The 19,727-nt window shown below is 62.5% G+C and carries 21 protein-coding genes; 11 read left to right on the top strand and 10 right to left on the bottom strand.

Features of this window, described 5'->3' with window-relative positions; all coding sequences use genetic code 11:
* The first annotated feature begins 217 nt into the window (after window positions 1-217).
* Both ACESYO_RS02225 and ACESYO_RS02220 read left to right on the top strand, forming a co-directional pair.
* Complete coding sequence (locus ACESYO_RS02225; RefSeq protein WP_276870771.1) at window positions 218-1,591, top strand: MATE family efflux transporter; 1,374 nt, start codon at window positions 218-220, stop codon at window positions 1,589-1,591.
* A 144-nt stretch (window positions 1,592-1,735) separates the two neighbouring features.
* Window positions 1,736-2,605 carry an NAD(P)-dependent oxidoreductase gene (locus ACESYO_RS02220; protein ID WP_373209306.1) on the top strand — a complete coding sequence of 290 codons (870 nt, stop codon included), beginning with the start codon at window positions 1,736-1,738 and terminating at the stop codon, window positions 2,603-2,605.
* 44 nt (window positions 2,606-2,649) lie between these two features.
* Here ACESYO_RS02220 and xdhC read toward each other — a convergent pair whose 3' ends face one another.
* Entirely contained in the window at window positions 2,650-3,507 is an 858-nt protein-coding gene (gene xdhC / locus ACESYO_RS02215) for a xanthine dehydrogenase accessory protein XdhC (RefSeq protein WP_058963136.1), read from the bottom strand.
* Between the two features lie 296 nt (window positions 3,508-3,803).
* On the opposite strand from xdhC, the gene ACESYO_RS02210 reads away from it, so the two are divergent.
* From ACESYO_RS02210 to ACESYO_RS02200, 3 genes are read left to right on the top strand one after another with little or no spacing between them, the layout of a single operon-like run.
* A complete protein-coding gene (locus tag ACESYO_RS02210; protein ID WP_058963135.1) occupies window positions 3,804-4,904 on the top strand; it encodes a putative NPN-dependent ornithine cyclodeaminase in 1,101 nt (366 codons plus the stop codon).
* Window positions 4,905-4,944: 40 nt separating this feature from the next.
* Window positions 4,945-6,042, top strand: a complete 1,098-nt coding sequence (locus tag ACESYO_RS02205) for a hypothetical protein (RefSeq protein WP_373209305.1) — start codon at window positions 4,945-4,947, stop codon at window positions 6,040-6,042.
* A 29-nt stretch (window positions 6,043-6,071) separates the two neighbouring features.
* A complete protein-coding gene (locus ACESYO_RS02200) occupies window positions 6,072-6,977 on the top strand; it encodes a L,D-transpeptidase (protein ID WP_058963133.1) in 906 nt (301 codons plus the stop codon).
* Between the two features lie 97 nt (window positions 6,978-7,074).
* On the opposite strand, the gene ACESYO_RS02195 is transcribed toward ACESYO_RS02200, so the two are convergent.
* The 3 genes from ACESYO_RS02195 to ACESYO_RS02185 form a co-directional block, all read right to left on the bottom strand.
* The gene (locus ACESYO_RS02195; RefSeq protein WP_058963132.1) at window positions 7,075-7,719 is read right to left on the bottom strand and encodes a hypothetical protein; all 645 of its coding nucleotides are present in this window, start codon (window positions 7,717-7,719) and stop codon (window positions 7,075-7,077) included.
* A 45-nt stretch (window positions 7,720-7,764) separates the two neighbouring features.
* Window positions 7,765-9,318 (bottom strand): hypothetical protein, encoded by a 1,554-nt coding sequence (locus ACESYO_RS02190; protein ID WP_373209304.1) that lies wholly within the window; start codon window positions 9,316-9,318, stop codon window positions 7,765-7,767.
* Window positions 9,319-9,414: 96 nt separating this feature from the next.
* Complete coding sequence (locus ACESYO_RS02185; protein ID WP_058963130.1) at window positions 9,415-10,818, bottom strand: ROK family protein; 1,404 nt, start codon at window positions 10,816-10,818, stop codon at window positions 9,415-9,417.
* Window positions 10,819-11,117: 299 nt separating this feature from the next.
* Between ACESYO_RS02185 and ACESYO_RS02180 the strand changes: the two genes are divergently transcribed.
* Entirely contained in the window at window positions 11,118-11,324 is a 207-nt protein-coding gene (locus ACESYO_RS02180; RefSeq protein WP_058963129.1) for a DUF378 domain-containing protein, read from the top strand.
* Window positions 11,325-11,407: 83 nt separating this feature from the next.
* Here the strand turns inward: ACESYO_RS02180 and selD are convergent, their stop codons facing one another.
* From selD to ACESYO_RS02155, 5 genes are read right to left on the bottom strand one after another with little or no spacing between them, the layout of a single operon-like run.
* The gene (gene selD, locus ACESYO_RS02175) at window positions 11,408-12,448 is read right to left on the bottom strand and encodes a selenide, water dikinase SelD (RefSeq protein WP_058963128.1); all 1,041 of its coding nucleotides are present in this window, start codon (window positions 12,446-12,448) and stop codon (window positions 11,408-11,410) included.
* A gap of 14 nt (window positions 12,449-12,462) precedes the next feature.
* Window positions 12,463-12,708, bottom strand: coding sequence for a DUF3343 domain-containing protein (locus tag ACESYO_RS02170; protein ID WP_058963127.1), 246 nt, complete (start codon window positions 12,706-12,708; stop codon window positions 12,463-12,465).
* Window positions 12,705-12,914 (bottom strand): sulfurtransferase TusA family protein, encoded by a 210-nt coding sequence (locus ACESYO_RS02165; RefSeq protein WP_058963126.1) that lies wholly within the window; start codon window positions 12,912-12,914, stop codon window positions 12,705-12,707. The genes ACESYO_RS02170 and ACESYO_RS02165 overlap by 4 nt, the downstream gene beginning before the upstream one ends.
* 13 nt (window positions 12,915-12,927) lie before the next feature.
* Window positions 12,928-14,013, bottom strand: coding sequence for a YedE family putative selenium transporter (gene yedE, locus ACESYO_RS02160; protein WP_058963125.1), 1,086 nt, complete (start codon window positions 14,011-14,013; stop codon window positions 12,928-12,930).
* The gene (locus ACESYO_RS02155; RefSeq protein ID WP_132587390.1) at window positions 14,004-14,264 is read right to left on the bottom strand and encodes a hypothetical protein; all 261 of its coding nucleotides are present in this window, start codon (window positions 14,262-14,264) and stop codon (window positions 14,004-14,006) included. Before ACESYO_RS02155 ends, yedE begins: the two co-directional genes overlap by 10 nt.
* A 120-nt stretch (window positions 14,265-14,384) precedes the next feature.
* Here ACESYO_RS02155 and ACESYO_RS02150 point away from each other — a divergent pair, with 120 nt between their 5' ends.
* Window positions 14,385-15,548, top strand: coding sequence for an aminotransferase class V-fold PLP-dependent enzyme (locus tag ACESYO_RS02150; RefSeq protein WP_058963124.1), 1,164 nt, complete (start codon window positions 14,385-14,387; stop codon window positions 15,546-15,548).
* Window positions 15,538-16,443: a selenium metabolism-associated LysR family transcriptional regulator gene (locus ACESYO_RS02145; protein ID WP_058963123.1), complete on the top strand. Its 906-nt coding sequence runs from the start codon at window positions 15,538-15,540 to the stop codon at window positions 16,441-16,443. Before ACESYO_RS02150 ends, ACESYO_RS02145 begins: the two co-directional genes overlap by 11 nt.
* 79 nt (window positions 16,444-16,522) lie before the next feature.
* Here ACESYO_RS02145 and ACESYO_RS02140 read toward each other — a convergent pair whose 3' ends face one another.
* Window positions 16,523-17,710, bottom strand: a complete 1,188-nt coding sequence (locus ACESYO_RS02140) for an FtsW/RodA/SpoVE family cell cycle protein (protein ID WP_058963122.1) — start codon at window positions 17,708-17,710, stop codon at window positions 16,523-16,525.
* A gap of 442 nt (window positions 17,711-18,152) precedes the next feature.
* On the opposite strand from ACESYO_RS02140, the gene tsaE reads away from it, so the two are divergent.
* The 3 genes from tsaE to rpiB are packed head-to-tail and all read left to right on the top strand — an operon-like array spanning window position 18,153 to window position 19,722.
* Window positions 18,153-18,578 carry a tRNA (adenosine(37)-N6)-threonylcarbamoyltransferase complex ATPase subunit type 1 TsaE gene (gene tsaE, locus ACESYO_RS02135; protein WP_058963121.1) on the top strand — a complete coding sequence of 142 codons (426 nt, stop codon included), beginning with the start codon at window positions 18,153-18,155 and terminating at the stop codon, window positions 18,576-18,578.
* Complete coding sequence (tsaB, locus tag ACESYO_RS02130; RefSeq protein ID WP_058963120.1) at window positions 18,575-19,279, top strand: tRNA (adenosine(37)-N6)-threonylcarbamoyltransferase complex dimerization subunit type 1 TsaB; 705 nt, start codon at window positions 18,575-18,577, stop codon at window positions 19,277-19,279. The genes tsaE and tsaB overlap by 4 nt, the downstream gene beginning before the upstream one ends.
* Window positions 19,276-19,722 (top strand): ribose 5-phosphate isomerase B, encoded by a 447-nt coding sequence (rpiB, locus tag ACESYO_RS02125; RefSeq protein ID WP_058963119.1) that lies wholly within the window; start codon window positions 19,276-19,278, stop codon window positions 19,720-19,722. The genes tsaB and rpiB overlap by 4 nt, the downstream gene beginning before the upstream one ends.
* Window positions 19,723-19,727: the final 5 nt, after the last annotated feature.

Raw genomic sequence — 19,727 nt, 5'->3', positions numbered from 1 at the left:
GGGGCGGTTCGCCCCTGCTTGTTCACCCGTATTCCGGTTTCTTCTAGTTTGTAGTATATCCTAAAACGACCGATTGTGCAAATGTTTTCTTTTTTTCCGCCAAAAACAGCCCGCTCTGGCAGCGTTTGCGCCGATATGTTATACTGAAACTGATACTGCAAATGCGGGCAGCCCCCACCGGGCTGCTCCGGAGGAAAAACAAAGAGAGGAAGGACCAATGCAGCGATTCAAACAATATTTTTATACCGACTGGTCATTCTACAAGCGAATGCTGGCCATCACCATTCCCATCGCTCTGCAGAACGTGATCAGCCTGGGCGTGAACATGATGGACACCATCATGCTGGGCCAGCTGGGCGACGTGGCCATTGCCTCGGCCAACCTGGGCGGCCAGCTGTTCACCATTCTGGATGTGGTGGGCTTCGGCCTGGCCAGCGGCGCGGCGGTGCTGATTGCCCAGTACTGGGGCAAGCGGGACATGCTGCGCATCCGCCAGATCTTCGCGCTCACCTTGCGGGTGGTGCTGGTGGTGAGCAGCCTGTTCGCTCTGGTGGGGCATTTTCTGCCCCGGCAGGTGCTGGCCATTTACACCAATGACCCGGCGGTGATTGCATCCGGCGCGGAGTACCTGAAGCTGCTCTCCATCAGCTTTGTGCTGTTCAGCTTTTCCAACTGCTACATCATGTGCCTGCGGGCGGTGGAGCAGGTGCGCATCAGCATGGTGGTATACGGCTGCAGCTTCTTTATCAACGTGTTTTTCAACTACTGCTTCATCTTCGGCAAGCTGGGCGCACCGGCCTGGGGCGTGCGGGGCGCGGCCTTCGGCACCGTGATGGCCCGCCTGTTCGAGCTGTGCGCCACGCTGGTGTACATGTGCTTCATTGAAAAGCGGGTCTGCTTCACCCCCCGCTGGCTGCTGCAGCTGAAAAGCGGCCTGGGCCGGGATTACGTGCGCAACAGCGTGCCGGTGGTGAGCAACGAGCTGCTGTGGGGCGTGGGGCTTTCGGTGGTAAACCTGACCATCGGCCACATGGGCGCCAGCTACACCAGCGCCATGAGCATCGTGAACGTGTTCAACCAGCTGGTGAGCGTGTTCACCTTCGGCATGTCCGCCGCCAGCGCGGTGGTGGTGGGCAAGACCATCGGAGAAGGGCGCATTCAGGACGCAAAGCGCGCCGCCAACAGCTCGGTGCTGGTGGGTCTGTGCCTGAGCCTTATCTGCATGACCCTGCTGCTGGTGGGCCGGCCCTACATTCTCAGCCTTTACAACGTGAGCCAGCTGGCCCACGAAACCGCCTTTGCCATGATGACCATTCTGGCCCTGATGCAGCCCTTCCAGGCGGTGGGCTGCGTGATGATTGTGGGCGTGCTGCGCGGCGGCGGCGACGTGCGCACCAACCTGATTCTGGACAGCGGCCTTCAGTGGTGCCTGGCCATCCCCCTGGGCCTGCTCACCGGCTTTGTGCTGCACTGGAGCGCCCCGGTGGTGTTCTTCTTCCTGCGGTGCGACAACATTGTGAAGAGCATCGCGGGCCTGATCCGGCTGCGCAGCGGCAAGTGGATCCGGGTGGTCACCCGGGAGGCCGCCTGAGCACAGCCGCCCCCGCACAATTCACGGCGAAAGGCTCAAGGCTGTATCACGCCAAAATTGTGCGGCATTGCCCTCTATTTTTTCCACCCCTTCCCACAAGGGACAGGGGTGGTGAATTTTAAAAGAAAGTGGAGATGTGTTGTTATGAGCAAGATCGCATGGATCGGCACCGGCGTAATGGGCCGTCAGCAGGCAGGCCATCTGGTAAAGGCCGGGCATTCGGTGAAGGCTTACAGCCGCCGCTATGAGGCGGTGTGCCAGCAGGCCGAGGAATTCGGCTTTACCCCCTGCGCCACCATCCGCGAGGCGGTTGCCGACGCGGAATTCGTGTTCGTGATGGTGGGCTACCCGGCAGACGTGGAGCAGGTGTTCTGCGGCCCCGAGGGCATTCTGGAGAACGCCCCTGCCGGCGCGGTGGTGGTGGATATGACCACCTCCAGCCCCACGCTCGCCCAGAAGCTGTATGCGCTGGGCAAGGAGAAGGGCATCGCCGTGATGGATGCCCCGGTCTCCGGCGGCGACAAAGGCGCCCGGGAAGCCACCCTGTCCATCATGGTGGGCGGCGACGAGGAAGCTTTTGAAAAAACTCTGCCCCTGTTTGAGTGCATGGGCAAGAGTGTGCTGCTGATGGGCCCCGCGGGCTACGGTCAGCACACCAAGGCGGCCAACCAGATTGCGGTGGCCGGCGCAACGGCAGCGTACACCGAGGCCATCCTCTATGCCGAGAAGGCCGGGCTGGACCCCCACAAGATGCTGGCGGCCATCGGCGGCGGCGCAGCGGGCAGCTGGCAGATTGCCAACATGGCCCCTCGTGCGCTGGCCGGCGACTTCGCCCCCGGCTTCTTTGTGAAGCACTTCATCAAGGACATGAAGATCATCCGGGAGGAAGCCGCCCAGCGGGGCGTGGAGCTGGAAATGCTGGACAGTGCGCTCCATCTGTATGAGGAGTTCGCCGCGGCGGGCGGCGAGAACGAGGGCACCCAGGCTCTGATCGATTTCTATCGCAAAAAATGAGCAAAGCAAAAGGGGCAGCGGATACTGCCCCTTTTTTGCTGTATTCAGCTGTGGATCAGATCCAGCGGCTTTGCACCCTGGCCCCGGTGTTCGGCCCGCCATGCAATCAGCTGGGCCGCCACGCTCACGGCAATCTCCGCCGGGGTTTCCGCCCCGATGGAAAGGCCGATGGGGGTGCTCACCCGGGCGAACTGCTCCGGACCGAAGCCCTCCTCTTCCAGCTTCTGGCGGGTCATGGCGATCTTACGGCGGCTGCCCATCAGGCCGATGTAGCCCGCCGGGGTGGCCAGCGCCTCGCGCAGCACCTCGTAATCGTGCTCGTGGCCCCGGGTCATGATGACGATCAGGTCCTCTTCGGTGGGCTCCAGCCGGTTTACCGCGGCGGCCATCTCTTCACAGAGCACACCCGCCGCGCCGGGGAACGCATCCTTCACCGCGAATTCCGGCCGGTCGTCCACCACCCAATATTCAAATTCCAGTGCGGGCAGCAGCGCCGCCAGCGCCCGGGCCACATGGCCCGCGCCGAACAGCAGCACCCGGCCGGAGCCGCTTTGCGCCGCCCGCCGGGCCAGCTCCTGCGCCGATTCCCTGCCTGCGGGCAGATACAGAAACTCCACCCGCACCTGGCCGCCGCAGGCCATGCCCACCTGGTTGGGGCCCCTGTCGTTCAGGTCGTATTCCTCCACAGCGCTCTGCTGTTCGGCCAGTGCCCGGGCGGCCCGCTGCTGGCACACCGCCTCCACCCTGCCGCCGCCAATGGTACCGATGCTCTCGCCACCGGCCAGCACCGCCATGAAAGCCCCCGCGTGCCGGGGGGCAGAGCCTTTGCTTTCCAGAATGGTCACCAGCACCGCCGGTTCGGTTTCCAGCCGCCGGGCCAGCTGCTTCATGCCCTGATTCATCGCTTTTCTCCTTCTGTGCGCCGGGCATATCGCACCGGCCCCGTTTCATATTACTGTTAGAGCAACACCGTACAATTCTCATGCGTTATTTCCTTTAGCATATCACGCCTGCTTGCAGATGACAAGCCGGTTGACAAACATCCTTCTTTCGCGGTACGCTGGAACAGCGATCCACGGCTTTTTTGAAAGAAAATGCCGAACCGAATCGTTTTTACAGCAGTTGCCCTTTCTGCGGCCGCTGATCTTACACCAAGCAATCCCGATACCGCCGCACCCATGACGGCAAAGGAGGAACCATGTCATTCACACTGCCCGTTTACCGCGCGCCGGATTTTTCCGCGCCCGCCTTCACCCGCTGCCCTGACGCCCGCTTTGTTCCCGCCCCCTGTGACGGGGCCGCGCCGGAGGGCTACCACAGCACCAGCATGTATCCGGAATACTTCCGCATCAACGGATGCTGGACGCTGGCCGAGGAAAGCCGGATGGACAGCTGCGTGGTATTGCGGGGCAGCGGCCGGCTGGACGTGGTGGAGCTGCGCAACCTGAAAGCGGGCGACCGGGTGGCCCTGGGCCGCACCGATGACGGAGCGGATGGCATCTACCTGCACACCGGCGGTTTTGCCGCCCCGGAGGAGCAGGCCGAAACCGACGCCTTCACCTTCCGGCAGGGGCGCAGCCGGGAGACCTCCTACACCAGAGATTATGACCGGCTGATTCAGCTGCTGCGCCACGAGAAGGAGCACGGCAACATCCTCTGGGTGATGGGGCCCGCCTTCTCCTTTGACGCGGGCGCCCGCGCCGCCATGCAGGCGCTGGTGGAGGCCGGTTATGCCCACGGCCTGCTGTCAGGCAACGCGCTGGCCACCCACGATCTGGAGGGCGCGCACCTGCACACCGCCCTGGGGCAGGACATCTACACCCAGCAGAGCATGCCCGGCGGCCATTACAATCATCTGGATGTGATCAACCGGGTACGCCGCTGCGGCAGCATTCCCCGTTTCATTCAGGAATACAACATTCAGGATGGCATCATGTACAGCATTGTGAAGCAGGGCGTACCCTTTGTGCTTACCGGCTCCATCCGGGACGACGGCCCCCTGCCTGAGGTAATCGGTGATGCCTATCAGGGCCAGGCCGCCATGCGGGGGCTGGTGAAGCAGGCCACCACCGTGATCTGCCTGGCCACCATGCTGCACACCATCGCCGCCGGCAACATGACCCCCAGCTTCCGGGTGCTGCCGGACGGCACCATCCGCCCGGTGTATCTGTACACCGTGGACGCGGACGAATTTGTGGTGAACAAGCTGCTGGACCGGGGCAGCCTGTGCGCCACCACCATGGTGACCAACGTGCAGGATTTCATCACCAAGCTGGCCCACGGTCTGGGCGTTCTGTAAGAGGTTTATGTTACATAAATAAAGAAAGGAAGTGCCCTCCATGCGCCGGGCCCTGTTTGCGTTGATTCTATCTGCTGCGGTTCTCTCCGGCTGCTCCTCCCCCTCTGTTTCGGAGGGGAACGGGAAATCCGCTCCCGCCAGCCAGTCCTCTGCCGATGCATCTTCTTCCGTCGCCGCACCGCCTGCACAGGGCGCGGTAAACGAGGCCCAGCTGCGCTGGAAATCGGAGGCCCCGGTGGCTCTGCGTCAGGCGCTGACGCTGGCCACCGATCTTCCGGTCATGGAATTTCTGATGCCTGCTCTGACCGGGCAGGACGCGGTGGTGCTGGTGGGAAAGCCGGAGCTGAGCGTGCCCCAGGCCGCCTTTTACGTGACCGAAACCGAAGCCCTGCCGCTGGACATCGGCCCCTGCGGGCCCCGGAGCATACAGCGCCTTTCGGTGGAGGAGGGCGAAACCTGGGTGATGATCACCGAACAGCAGCTGGGCGTTTCGCCCCCGGCCAGCTACTTTTTCCATCTGGATAAGGACGGCGCGCTGACCAGCTTTTCTCTGCGGGATCCCGAGAGCGGCCAGCCGCTGGCGGTGTCCGCTCAGGCAGAGGAGGGCCGCACCCGGTTTTCGCTGGTGGTCAGCCGGCTGGACGGCGGCTGCACCCGCATAGAACCCGCGGACGGGATGGACAATTCCTATCTTTGGGTCACCGAGGCGGGGAGCTTTCTGCCCACCGGCCGCAGTGTGCATCACTATCCTCTGGTGCTGGAAAACGGCAGCTTTTATGAGCTGGGGGCCGTTCCGCTGGAGGAGGAGCAGTTTTTGCAGCTGTTCCCCGAGGGCAGTGACTGGCTGGCCCGGATGCTGGAACACGAGACCCGTCTGGTTCGGGAGGATACGCTGGACAGTGAATACACGTTTCTGTACCGGGGCGACGGCACGGTGGACGTGAACCTGCGCTACGGGGATTTTGACTGGGGCTGGCAGTGCTGCCATCTCACCCTGACCCCCGGCCAGCCCCTTCCCGAGCCGGGCACCCCGGAGGGCATCTTCCAGCCGGGCCGCCGTATGGAAGCCGGTTGCCCGGCCATCGCCCGGCAACCCCGGCTGCCCGACGCCCTTGCCGAATCCGGCGGGGGCCAATGAATCAATCTGACCACAGGAGGAACTCAATTTTGATCAAACGCATTGCATCCGTTCTGTTTGCCGCCCTGATGCTGGGCGGCGTTCTGGCAGGCTGCGGCGGTGAAGGCGCTTCCGAAGCCCCTTCCGCTCCGGCTGCCACGCCCCAGAGCACACCCGAACCCACCGCCGAACCCACTCCCACGCCGGATCCGGAGGCGGTCTGGGCCCAGGCCGGCAAGGACACCATGGCCTGGCTGCAAAGCCAGCCCGGCTTTGAGGAGCTGGATCTGACCGTACAGGAGGGCTTCCCCTATTTTCTGGCGGTGAACCGGGACGCCAACACCGTGACCGTTTACACCGCCGATGAGAACGGCCAGTACACCAAACCCTATATGTCCATGGTGTGCAGCGGCGGCACCGACACCCCAACCGGCTACTGGAACACCCCGGTGAACTACGACTGGCGGCTGCTCTCCGGCCCCTGCTACGGCCAGTACGCCACCCGCATCGACGGGCCGTACCTGTTCCACTCGGTTCCCTACTACACCCAGCACAAGGATGATCTGGAATACGACGAGTTCAACAAGCTGGGCACCACGGCTTCGCTGGGCTGCATCCGGCTGGCGGTTGTGGACGTGCGCTGGATTTACGAAAACTGCCCCATCGGCACCCCGGTGGCCATTTATGACGACGCATCCAACCCCGGCCCCATGGGCAAGCCGGACACCCTGACCATTGACCCGGCAGACGAGAACCTGCGCGGCTGGGACCCCACCGACCCGGACCCGGCCAACCCCTGGAGCGATGAATATCTGGACGGCACCGCCATCCGCAGCGCCGCCGCACAGGCCGACTGGGATGCCTTCAAATCCAGCGAGGCCTTTACTCAGAATCTGACTCCCACCGACCTGCAGGGCTGGAGCCACGACAGCGCCATTGTGGGCACCCGGGGCTGACCTCTCTTCCTTTTTTCACAAACAGAAAGACCCGTGCGGGCTTGCCAATTTGGCAGCCCCACGGGTCTTTTTTGTTTTGCTGATTCAGCGGGCAGGTTTACCAGTCCCACCGGAAACCGGCGGCCTGCAGATCGCCGCGCACCGCGTAATACTCCTGCTCAAAGGTCACATACTCGCCGGCGGCCAGCGCATCCAGCTGGCGCTCGCAGGCGCAGGCGGCCCGGGCCAGCGTGTGCGCCGCTTCGGCGGGGCAGCCCTCGTGGCTGCAGGCCAGCAGATACTGCATCACGTTGGGCAGATACTGCACCGCAAAATCCGCCGCCTGGGCGGGGTCCGCCCCTTCGGCCTCCAGCGCCGCCAGCAGCCCGGCGCAACTGCTTTTCAGCCGCTCAAACTGCCAGGCCAGCATGGGGGGCTGGTCGAAGGTGCTGCCCATGCCTTCCATGGCGCGAACCGCACCCCGCAGGCTGCCCAGCACCCGCTGCTCCACCGGCAGATTCTGCGGCAGGCTGGGCGGCGGGGGTACGGGCACCGGAGCATGCTCCGGCTCATCCAACCCCAGCACCGGCAGCACATGGGCAGGCAGCAGGGCGTTCACCACCAGCAGCATGCCACCCACCAGCAGCGGCACCGACAGAATCGTGAGCGTGGTGCGCAGCCAGCCCCAGGGGCTGGGAAGAAGAATACACACGGCAGCCAGCACAAAGCAGGCGGCAGCCGCCATCCAGAATCGTTTTTTCACAGGGCAAAGCCCCCTTTCGTTTTAATTACATTGCTTGCAGCGGCTTCAGCTGCGCCGCTGGTACAGGTAATAGTGCATGGTGCTGTAACCCTTGTTGCGCAGATACTCCTCGGTGCCGTCCGCCACCAGCTCGTACCGCTCCAGAATCGCGGGCTCCTTCTCCTGCTTGTATTGTTCCTTGTCCTCTTCCTCGGTGCGGGCGATCACAAACTCCACATCCGCTGTTTGCAGGGTGGTTTCCATCTGCCGGTTCATCTCGTCCAGCGGCAGGTTGAACACGCCGATGAATTTCTGCGTGGGCATCACGTCGCACACGGTGTAAAACCCACCGTCCAGCAGGTGGAGCATCGCCATGCTCCGGTCCTCGGACTGATCCACCACCTGCTTGAACTGGTACTGCACCGTCTGCTCCAGCGGCTGCAAAAACGCCTGCCGATTGGGGCTGTGCCACAGCGCGTAGCCCACCCCCAGCACCAGCGCCGCAGCCACCGCAACGCGGCTCAGCAGCCCGGCGGGCAGGGGCATGCGCTCCAGCAGTAGCTGCGCCGGGCCCAGCAGAGCCAGAAAGCCCAGCGGCACGAACAGCACAAAGGGCATGCCGTAATAAATGTAGGCGTTGGAGGTGGCGCCATAAATGCCCACGGCCATGAGCACGGCACAGGCCAGAACCAGCACCCGCTCCCAGATGCCGCGCCCCTTTCCCGGCCAGAACACAAACCAGACAAGACCGGCCACGGCAAACACCGCGAAGGTCCAGTTCAGGCGCAGCATGTAGGCAAGGCTGTTCGTCACCGCGGCCAACACCCCGGCAAGGCTCAGCGAACCGCCGGAGCCGTAGAGGAACAGATTGTTGTAGAAATAGCACTGCCACAGATCGCCCAGCGCACCGTTCATGCCAAAGTAGAGCAGCCAGGGCAGGCAGGCCAGCGCAAAGCCGCCGAAAAAGCCCGCTGTAAGCCGCGCCGCGGCCTTCGGCCCGCCCCGGTAAATCTCGTGAACGAACAGCACCAGCCCCAGCGCGGCGAAGATGCCGCACAGGGTATATTTGGTCCAGAACACCGCGCCGCACAGTACGCCCAGCGCCAGTGCGCCGCCCCAGCCCAGCGGCCGGTTCTCCCACAGCGCCCGCAGGCCCAGATACAGCCCCGCCGCAAACAGCGGCAGGCACAGCTCTTCCATGCTGTCGCCCATCTGGAAGCTGGGGCAGGAAAAGCTCACCGCCAGCACCAGCGGCAGCGCCGCAAAGCGCAGCGACCCTGCGCCGTACAGGGCCATGATCTTCTGGCAGAACCACAAAAACACACCGGCCGCCAGCATCTCCAGCAGGAACACGCCCAGAAAGCCGTTCCGCTGCACAAAGCTGGCCAGACCATGCAGAAACAGCACCAGCGGGCCCTTCTGCTCATAAATATCCCGGTAAAGCACCTGCCCCCGCACCATGCTCTTGCCCACGGTGAAAAAGCACTGGGCGTCGCCCCAGTTGTTCAGCGGGTAAAAAAACGAGCTGCGGCTGCAAACCGAGACCACGCCCGCCGCGCAGGCAAACGCCCAGACCCAGGCCACAAGGGGCTTTTTCCATTGTTGGGTGAAATATTTCAAGGGGATTTTCTCCTTTTACTTGCAGCGTCAGGTACTATTATAACACAAAATGCCCGCCCTCAAAAAGAGGGCGGGCAGAAATGCTTTTGTGGAATCTTACTTGACCTCGGGCAGGCTGGCAGCAGCGGAGCTCTGGCCAACGCGGCGGGTCATCTCGTCCGGAGCTTCGGGGCGGAACTTCACCTCGGGGTACTCCTCGTCCATCACGCGGGCAGCGGTCTCCAGAATGATGTCGCCGCCGCGGCCGCTCATCACGCGGCCCATCATCTGCACATGATGGATGTCGTAGAACTGAGCGTACAGGCCCATGGTGTGGCCCAGGTATACGCCGATGCTCTCGTACACCTTGATGGCGCGCTCGTCGTTCTCAGCCATCAGGCCCTGAACAACCTTCAGGCGCTTTGCCGGGGGCTCGGTCTCGTCCAGCTCGATGCCGGCGCGGGGAGCCAGCTTGTTCACACCGTCCTGGCTGAAGTACTTCACGCCGCAGCCGATGTCGCCGCTCCACTCGTCCTCCATGGCGTCGGGCTGGCCGTCCACGGGGGCGAAAGCCAGCTCGTTCAGCCAGCCGCAGATGTTGCCCTCGCCGTCCACATAGCCAACCGCCTCGCTGGTGCCCATGGCGATGCCCATGATGCCGTTCTCACCCAGGCCCATAGCACCGGCCAGAGCGGAAACGTCGCCGTCGTTGGCAACCACAACGGGGATCTCGTAACCCAGGATGCGGCTCAGATCCTCGGCAGCGCGGGTGTAGATGTTCTTCACCTTGGCGTCGAAGTCTTCCTTGCCCACCTTCAGGAACAGGCTGGCAACCATGCACTTGTTGTCGATGTAAACACCGGCGGAGGAAACGCCGATGCCGTCCACCTTGCGGCCCTTCTCCAGAATCTTGGCGGCAGCAGTCTCCATGGCAGCCAGGATGCCCAGATAGTGGTAGTCGGGGTTGGAGTTGACCTTCGGGTACCACACAACCTCTTCGCTGTAAATGGTCTCGCCGTCGATCACGGCGCTTACCTTGCGGTCGGATCCGCCGGCGTCGAAGCCGATGCGGGCGCCGTTGGTGTGGCGGCCAACGCTCTCAGTCTTCTGGAAGGGAGCGGGCTTCTGGTCGTAGGGCAGGGCCACTACTTCGAACTCACGCTCGTAAACGCCTTCCATGAAGTTCTTGTCGAACTCACGGCTGCCGCCCACGGAGTAGGCCTTCTTGATGCCCTCAGCCAGCTTGTCGTCGCCGCAGATGTACACCTTGAAGCCGCCCCAGCTCCACAGCAGGAACTTTACCAGACGATCCACATAGTAGGCGTCGGCCTCGGCCATTTCGGGGGTGTCGTATACCTTGCACTCCCAGGTGCCGATCTGGCCGCCGCTGCGCTCCACAGCGATGCACAGGGGCTTGGTGGCGCCCATGGAGTAGTGCTTGAAGAACAGGCCCAGAGGCACAAAGCCCTGGTCCAGCTCAGGCAGATTCTTTACGGGGATCTCAACATTCAAGAATTTCATGTTTTTCCGTCCTTTCGTGTCATCACCGGCGCTTCGGCCCGTGGCCCGCTGCGCACTGCGCCGGGCTGCGGGCCCGGCCGCTTCTCTTGCTTTCATTGTAGTACATCCCGCGGCGCAGCGTCTAGTGCAAAGCGGCTTTACAATTTGTACTTTCGTGTATTTTTGGGCGCTGTGGCCAAAATCACTGCCCCATGTTCACAGCTTTTTCGCTATATTATTAGATGGAAGTGCGTCCGCTGCCGGGCTGTATAACCGGGCAAAAAGCGGGGCAGACTAAGGCCAGAAAAGGAGGAAAAAACATGTCTGTTTTTTATAAGATCTGCATTCTGCTGCTGATCGTGGGCGGTTTGAACTGGGGCCTTGTGGGCCTGTTCCGTTTCGATCTGGTGGCCTGGCTGTTCGGCGGTTCCGCCAGTGTGCTCAGCCGCATCGTCTACTCGCTGGTCGGCCTTTCCGCTCTGGGCGCCATTCCCAGCCTGTTCATGTCGTCCGACAACGAGCGCTGATCCCACACAGCACAAAAAGCGCGCTTTCCCTCCGTTTGGGGAAAAGCGCGCTTTTTGTTATAAAAAAGAGAAAAAGGAATTTTCTAATCTTCCAGATACACCGCCGCATCCTGCTGTTCGGTCACATAGCCGATGCGCGCAGCCTCCACGCCCGCGGCCAGCAGCCGCTCGAGGCATTCGTCGGCGCACTCTTCCGGCACGGCGGCCAGCAGGCCGCCGCTGGTCTGGGGGTCGTAGAACAGATCCTCCAGCGCCAGCTCAACCTGCCCGTTCACCTGCACGCCCGCCTGGGCGTATTCCCGGTTGCGGTAGGCCCCGGCCGGAATGAAGCCCATCCTTGCCAGCTCCAGCGCCTCCGGGTGGAAGGGCACCGCATGGGCCTGAATGTGCAGGGTGCAGCCGCTGCCCTGAGCCATCTCGAAGCTGTGGCCCAGCAGGGCGAAGCCGGTCACGTCGGTGCAGCTGTGCACCGGATATTCCACCAGCACGTCCCGGGCGGCCCTGTTCAGGGTGGCCATCTGCCGGTAGATCCGCTCCAGCACCGGCGCTTCCACCAGCTCCGCCTTGGCGGCGGTGGTGATGACCCCCACGCCCAGCGGCTTTGTGAGCAGCAGCACGTCGCCGGGTTTGGCTCCGCTGTTGGTGAGCACCTTTTGGGGGTGGACAAAGCCCGCCACCGCCAGCCCGTAGATGGGTTCGGCCCCGTGGATGGTATGCCCGCCGGTGATGATGGCCCCCGCCTCGTAGGCTTTGGCGTAGCCGCCCCGCAGAATCTCGTGCACGGTGTGCCTGTCCATGGATTCGGGCAGGCACATGATGTTCAGCGCGGTGCGGGGTTCGCCGCCCATGGCGTACACGTCGCTCAGGGCATTGGCCGCCGCGATCTGGCCAAAGAGATAGGGGTCATCCACAATGGGCGGGAAAAAGTCGGTGGTCTGCACCAGCGCCACCTCATCGGTGATCACATACACGCTGGCGTCGTCGCTTTTGTCGTAGCCCACAATCAGCCGGGGGTCATAATGGGTTTCAAAGCCCTCCAGCATCCGGGCCAGCGTGCCCGCGCCCACCTTGGCCCCGCAGCCCGCGCAGCTGGCCAGCTTTGTCAGTTTCACTTCGGTTTCCATAAACGGCGCCTCCTTCAGCTGCCTTCCGCCCGGTAGACCGGCTGGTAGCCCTGGCCGGTCAGCCGGACCACCTGCTCCACCTCCGGAAGATATTCCCCGCCGGGGCAGGGATCGTCGCCCTCATATTCCGCGCAGGTTCCGCAGCTGCTGCTCAGCGCCCGGGGCACCGGCATCACCTTCACCGGAATGCCCCGCTGCTGGCACAGCTTTTTGAAGCGGATCGCGCCGAAATGCGAGTAAAAGGTGGCAATGTAGCTCATGTCTTAGTCAGGGTCAGGGTATATTCGCCGCCCTTTTCCTCCGTCTGAACCGTGTAGCCCTGATGCTGGGCATAGCGGGTCACATTTTCCCTGCTGGCCAGATTGTCCACCAGCACCTGATACCGGGCCTGCTTGTCCGCCATGGCCTTGCGGGTCATGACCACCGGCTCCGGGCAGGAAAGCCCTCTTGCGTCCACGATAACCATAGTTGTTTCCTCCTTATGCGTTCTTGCGGAAGGTGTTCACGCAGGCGATGACCGCCACCACCGCGATGCCGATGATCACAGCCACCTGACCGGCAGGGGTGCTGCCGGTGCCGCTGGAGGCCAGACCGAAGTTGTGGGCAAAGGCAGCGCCTGCAACAAGGCCCAGAACGGCCACCGCGCTGTCGGAATTGCCCTCGCCGGCCAGCACCAGCTGGCGCAGGGGGCAGCCGCCCAGCAGCACGCAGCCAAAGCCGGCCAGCAGCATGCCCAGAAAGTTCCACACACCGTCGGTATGGGCCACGGGCTGGCCCTCAAAGCCCAGGGTGAAGTAGGCCTGGCCGGTAACCGCGCTCAGAATCAGGTTACAGATCAGAGCGCTGGCAAAGATGGCCACAAAGCCCAGCAGCAGCTTGCTCTCCCGGAAGAGGGCCATATCGCGGATGCCGCCCACCATGCACAGGCGGGTGCGCTGGGCCAGAGCGCCCACCACAAGGCCCGCGATCAGGCTGATCAGGATGGGAGCATGCAGCGCGCCGGGGCCTGCGCCCGCCTCGGAGAAGAAGATGAAGGCGGGAGCCGCCACCAGCAGCACCAGCATGACCACCTGCACCGCCGGGAAGGCTGCGCCCTCCAGCACCGGCTGTTTAAAGGTGCGGCCCAGTGAGTAGCCCCGGTTCAGGAACACAACACCCACCAGAATGCCCGCCACGAAACCGGCCAGACCCAGCAGCGCGTTCAGATCGCCGCCCGCCAGACGCAGAATCATGCGGAAGGGGCAGCCCAGAAACATCAGGCAGCCGATCATCACAAAGAAGCCCAGCACAAAGCGGGTCAGCGGGGCGCTGCCGCCCCGGGCGGAAAATTCCTTCTTGGCCAGCGCCATGGCAAAGCTGCCCAGCACCAGACCAATGATCTCCGGCCGGATGTACTGCACTGCGCCCGCCCGGTGCAGGCCCAGCGCACCCGCGGTGTCCCGCAAAAAACAGGCGATGCAGAAGCCCATGTTCACCGGGTTGCCGAAGAACACCAGCGCCGCCGCAATGACGCCGATGATCAGCCCCGCGATCACGATTGTGATCTTTTCCTTTTTCAAGTCCATACCAAACGATCCCTCACTTTTCTTTTTTTGGGCAACACCGCACAATTCACGCCTAACGGCTCAGGCGGCGTATCACGCCCAAAATTTCCGTGATATTTTCCAAAAATGCGCGCCAATCCACCAAGGATTAGTTGTGCTTTTTGGTTCATCTCACGAAAATTTTCCGGCGCGCTCCACCACCCGAAATTATGCGGTGCTGCCTTGGGGTTCTCCTGTTTCCAATTATAAAGAGTAATACTTTTGTTTTCCAATAGAATCTATTAATCCAATTAATAGATTTATCCATTATCTTAATAAATCAATTGTACCGCGGCTATACCTGTGGTATGCTGGAAGCAGATCATACACCGGAACAGAGGGAGGACGCGACCATGCCGCGCATTTATCTGGACAATGCCGCCACCAGCTTTCCCAAGCCGCCTCAGGTGGCCGGGGCGGTGTTCGATTACATGACCAACGGGGGCTGCAACATCAACCGGGGCGGCTACCAGACCGCCTACGATACCGAGGAACAGGTGTTCGAGACCCGCCAGCTTTTGTGCGAGCTGTTCGACGGGCCGGACTGCAAAAACGTGATCTTCACAAAAAATGTGACCGAAAGCCTGAACCTGCTCATCAAGGGCTTTCTGCACCCGGGGGATCATGTGCTGGTCTCGGCCATGGAGCACAACGCGGTGATGCGCCCGCTGGTGCAGATGACCGCCCACGGGGTGGAGTTTTCCCGCATTCCCTGCCGGGCAGACGGCTCGCTCTGCATCGAAGCGATGGAGGGGCTGATCCGCCCGAATACCCGGGCGGTGATTCTGACCCACGCCAGCAACGTGTGCGGCACCGTGATACCCATCCGGCAGGTGGGCGAAATCTGCCGCCGCCATCGGCTGCGCTTTTTTGTGGACGCCGCCCAGACCGCCGGGGTGCTGCCCATCTCCATGACGGAGGATTTCATCGACGCGGTGGCCTTCACCGGCCACAAGGGGCTGCTGGGGCCCCAGGGCACCGGCGGCCTTGTGCTGGCCGAGGGGCTGGAACAGAAGCTGGACCCGCTGCTCAGCGGCGGCACCGGCAGCCTGAGCCATACCGAGGAGATTCCCGCTTTCCTGCCCGACCGGTTCGAGCCGGGTACTCTGAATCTGCCGGGCATTCTGGGGTTGCGGCAGGGGCTTTTGTGGCTGGGGCAGCAGCCGGAGGGGGCGGTGCTGGCCCATGAGCTGGCGCTCACCGGCCGGTTTCTGGCCGGGCTGGCTTCGCTGGAGGCCGAGGGCCTTGTGCGGCTGGCGGGCAAGCGGGGTCTGGAAGGCCGCACCGGCGTGGTGTCCATCCAGACACCCCGCCACGAGATGGCCGAAGTGGCCTACCGGCTGGACAGTGAATTCGGTATCCAGACCCGGGTGGGGCTGCACTGCGCCCCTTCCGCCCACAAAAGTCTGGGCACCTGGCCCGCCGGAACCATCCGGTTTTCCTTCGGAGCCTTCAGCACCGAAGCGGACGTGGACGCGGCCCTGGCCGCGCTGGAGGTGATTGTTCATGGAGCTTAAGCAGCTGCGCTCCTTCGCGGCGGTGGTGCGCTATGGCAGCTTCACCCGGGCGGCGGAGAACACCTATCTTTCCCAGCCCACCATCAGCACCCACATCCGGGCGCTGGAGGAGGAGCTGAACACCCAGCTCCTTCTGCGGGACACCAAGAATCTGCAGGTCACGCCCCGGGGACAGGAGCTGTACGAATGCGCCTGCCGGATGCTGGAATTGCAGGACAACCTGCTGCAGCGCTGGCGGCAGAGCGACCAGCATATCATCCAGCTGGGGGCTTCCACCATCCCCTCGGCCTACATCCTGCCGGAGGTGCTGCCCCGCTACGGGAAAGAGAATCCGGGCAGCTATTTCGTGGTGCACCAGAGCGACAGCCGCCAGGTGATTCAGGGGGTGGCGGAGGGATTGTTCGACGTGGGCATGAGCGGCATGCCCTGCCAGGACGAGTCCATCCGCTGCGAGCCCTTTTTTCGGGACCGGATGGTGCTGATCACCCCGGTGAGCCGCCGGTTTCTGGCGCTTCAATCCCAGGGAGAGGCCGCCCTGCCCGAGCTGCTGGCCGAACCCATCATTCTGCGGGAGGCGGGCAGCGGCAGCCAGAAAAGCGCCGACCGCTTTCTGGCCCAGATGGGTCTGCGGGAAAGCGAGCTGCGGGTCACCGCCCGGGTGAACGATCAGGAATCCATCAAGAATCTGGTATCCGGCGGGCTGGGGGTATCCATCGTGTCGGAAAAGGCGGTGCGGGATTTCGTGGCGGAAAAACGGCTGCTGGCCTTTCCGCTGCCGCCGGGCAGCGCCGAGCGGAACCTGTATCTTCTGCTGCCCCGCCACGCCAATGCGGACAGCCTGCGTTTTTCCGCCTTTGTTCGGGAGTTCTACCGCGCCCCGCAGTCTCTGGAATAACACAGGAAATGACACAAAAACCGCCCGCCGTGTGCTTTGGCTGCACACAGCGGGCGGTTTGTTTTTCTGTCTGGCCGGCTCAGTCGCTGAACAGGCGTTTTTTGTTGTGCATGTAAACACTGGTAACCAGCCCCACACACAGGTACATCATCAGTGCGCTGCTGCCGCCCGCCGAAAAGAAGGGCAGCGTGACGCCGATGACCGGCAGCAGCATGGTGTTCATGCCCAGATTGATGATGATCTGCCAGGCCATGGCCGCGAATACGCCCACACAGATATAGGTGCCGATGTGGTCCTCGCTGCGCAGGCCGGTGATCAGGGTGCGGATGGCGATGCCGAACAGAAGCGCCAGCACCACCGCGCAGCCCACAAAGCCGATGCACTGGGCCATGTAGCTGAAAATAAAGTCGTCCTGGGCGTTGATCACATAGGAGTGGTCATCGTGGAAAAATCCGTTGCCGAAGATCTGACCCGAACCGATGGAAACCCGGCCGCCCTTCTGCTGCTGCATAATGTCCCGATACTGGGGATCATCCGGATAGAACAGAGCCATGATCCGGTCCACCTGATAACCCTTGAGCTGATCCGGGAAGAAGTTCAGGATCGCCGCAAGCCCCGCCGAGCCCAGCGCAATGGCACTGAGGATGTATTTCCAGGAAAGGCCCGCCGCAAACAGCATCATGCAGCCCATGGTGGCAAACACAATGCCGGTGCCGTCGTCGCCCTGAATGTGGATGATACCCACCGGCACCAGAATGTGCAAAAGCAGCTTGGCCAGCACCTTGGGCTCGTTGATGTGTTCGCGCACATTGTCCAGGTGCATGGCGAAGGTGAGGATAAAGCTGATTTTGGCCAGCTCGGTGGGCTGAAGGCTCAGCGGGCCGAACAGAATCCAGCTGTGGTTATCGGTGTTGCTGGGCGCATATCCCAGTTCGATGGGCCCGATGGAGAGTCGGGTCAGGGTGAGCAGCACAAGCCCCCATGTGATGGTCACATGCACCGGCCAGATCTTGGCCAGGCCCCGGTAGTCGATGCAGGAGAGCATCACCGCACAGAGCAGTCCCAGCAGGCTGGCTGCCGCCTGCATCATCGCATCCCGGTAATTGCCCAGGCCGGTAATCTCGCCGGTGAACGAATCCACAGCAAAGCCGCCGTTGTCCATGCCGATGCTGATGAGGGTGATCACGCTGAGGGTGGAGCAGCACACGCACAGCAAAAGATAAAACCAGTCGGTGGCTTTTATATATTGACGAATGATCTTGAACATTCCATGGCTCCTTCTGTATTTGCCTTTGTGTTTTCTTATTATAGCCCAGTTGAGGGCGGCTGACAATCATTTCCCCACGGCTTTGTGTTGAACTTTGGGGGCTGATTGTGTTGAACTTTAGGGGTTGATTGAGTATACTTATTACAATGCAGCATTGCACAATTTACGGCTAGCACCTCAGGCGGCGTATCCCGCCAAAATTTCCCGTGATACTTTCCAAAAATGCTCGCCAATCCACCAAGGATTGGCTGTGCTTTTTGGTTCGTATCGCAAAAAATTTTCCGGCGTGCTCCACCACCTGAAATTATGCAGTGCTGCCGTAAGTATGCATGTTTTTCGTGTTTCTTTTATGAAAACGAGGCTGCATCCCGTTTTATTTCACGGCCGGCGGGCTTCTTTGCCTGCCCCGGCCGGAATCCCATCGTTAAGGAGCAAATGTTTCATGGCCATCTTCAACACCGCCAGCCGCGCCGAGACCGTGGCTCTGGGCGAGCGGCTGGCCGGCCGCCTTGCCCCCGGCAGTCTGGTGTGCTTCACCGGCGGGCTGGGCGCGGGCAAGACCGCCTTCACCGAGGGGCTTGCCAAAGGCCTTGGCTGCACCGATCCGGTGAGCAGCCCCACCTTCGCCATCGTGAATTATTACCGGGGCCCCCGGCCGCTGGCCCATTTTGACCTGTACCGCATCTCCACCGAGGAGGACCTGAACGCCGCCGGCTTCTACGACTATCTGGATCAGGGCGCGGTGGTGGCCGCCGAGTGGAGCGAGAACTTCGCCGCTCTGCTGGCGCTGGAGCATCCGGTCACCGTGGACATTCAGGTCACCGGGCCGGAGAGCCGGCGCATTTCCATCGAGGGGGTGAGCCTGTGACCGTTTTCGGAATGGACACCGCCGGCCGCACCGTGAGTGTGGCCCTGATGCGGGACGGCCAGCTGCTGTATGAGTGCTATCAGGACGCGGGCCTGACCCACAGCGAAACCCTGATGCCGCTGGTGGACGCGGCATTCAAGGCCACCGGCCTGACCCCCGCGGACGTGGAGCTCTGGGGCGTGTGCGCCGGGCCGGGCAGCTTCACCGGGCTGCGCATCGGCCTCGCGGCAGTGAAGGGGCTGGCCTTCTGCACCGGAGCGCCCTGTGCGCCGGTCTCCACGCTGGAGGCGCTGGCTTACAGCTTTGTGGGCGAGGGTACTGTGATCAGCGCGCTGGACGCCCGCCGCGGCCAGGTGTACTGGGCAGCCTTCGATCTGGCCCCCGGCCACGCCCGCCTTGTGCCGGACGCCGCCGCCGGGCTGGAGGATATGGACGAATTTTTGCAAAATTGCAAAAAGCCGGTGTTTTTTGTTGGTGACGGGGCCGCCCTGTGCTATAATAGGTACGGCTCTTTGCCGGGGGTTCTGCCCTGCCCGCCCGCCTTGCAGCGGCCCCGGGCCAGCGCGGTCTGCCTCGCGGCACTGGAAATGAATCAAAAGGGTCTTTGCGTACCCCCTGCCCGGCTTCTGCCCAGCTATCTGCGGCTGAGCCAGGCGGAACGGGAGCGCCAGGCCCGCATCAAAGGAGAATCGATGCCATGACCAAACCCGTTGCCCTTGCCGCCGACCATGGCGGCTACGAACTGAAGGAAGCCATCCGTAAGCATCTGGATGAGATCGGTGTTGCCTACAAGGATTTCGGCAGCTACACCGGCGAAGCCTGCGATTACCCGGATATGGCCGAGGCCGCCTGCCGTGCGGTGGTTGCCGGCGAATGCGACAAGGCGCTGCTGTTCTGCGGCACCGGCGTGGGCATCAGCATGAGTGCCAACAAGATCCACGGCATCCGCGCCTGCTGCTGCAGCGACGCCTTCAGCGCGGAATACACCCGCCGCCACAACGACGCCAACGCCCTGTGCATGGGCGGCCGCGTGGTGGGCCCTGGTCTGGGCATCTATCTGGTGGATCTGTTCCTGAACACCCCCTTCGAGGGTGGGCGGCACCAGCGCCGGATCGACAAGATGATGGCTCTGGAAAACACCTGAGCTGT

Source organism: Allofournierella massiliensis (assembly GCF_964241245.1).
GTDB lineage: Bacteria > Bacillota > Clostridia > Oscillospirales > Ruminococcaceae > Allofournierella > Allofournierella massiliensis.
The sequence above is the reverse complement of the archived record's forward strand: the minus strand, read 5'-3'. Positions and strand labels throughout refer to the sequence as shown.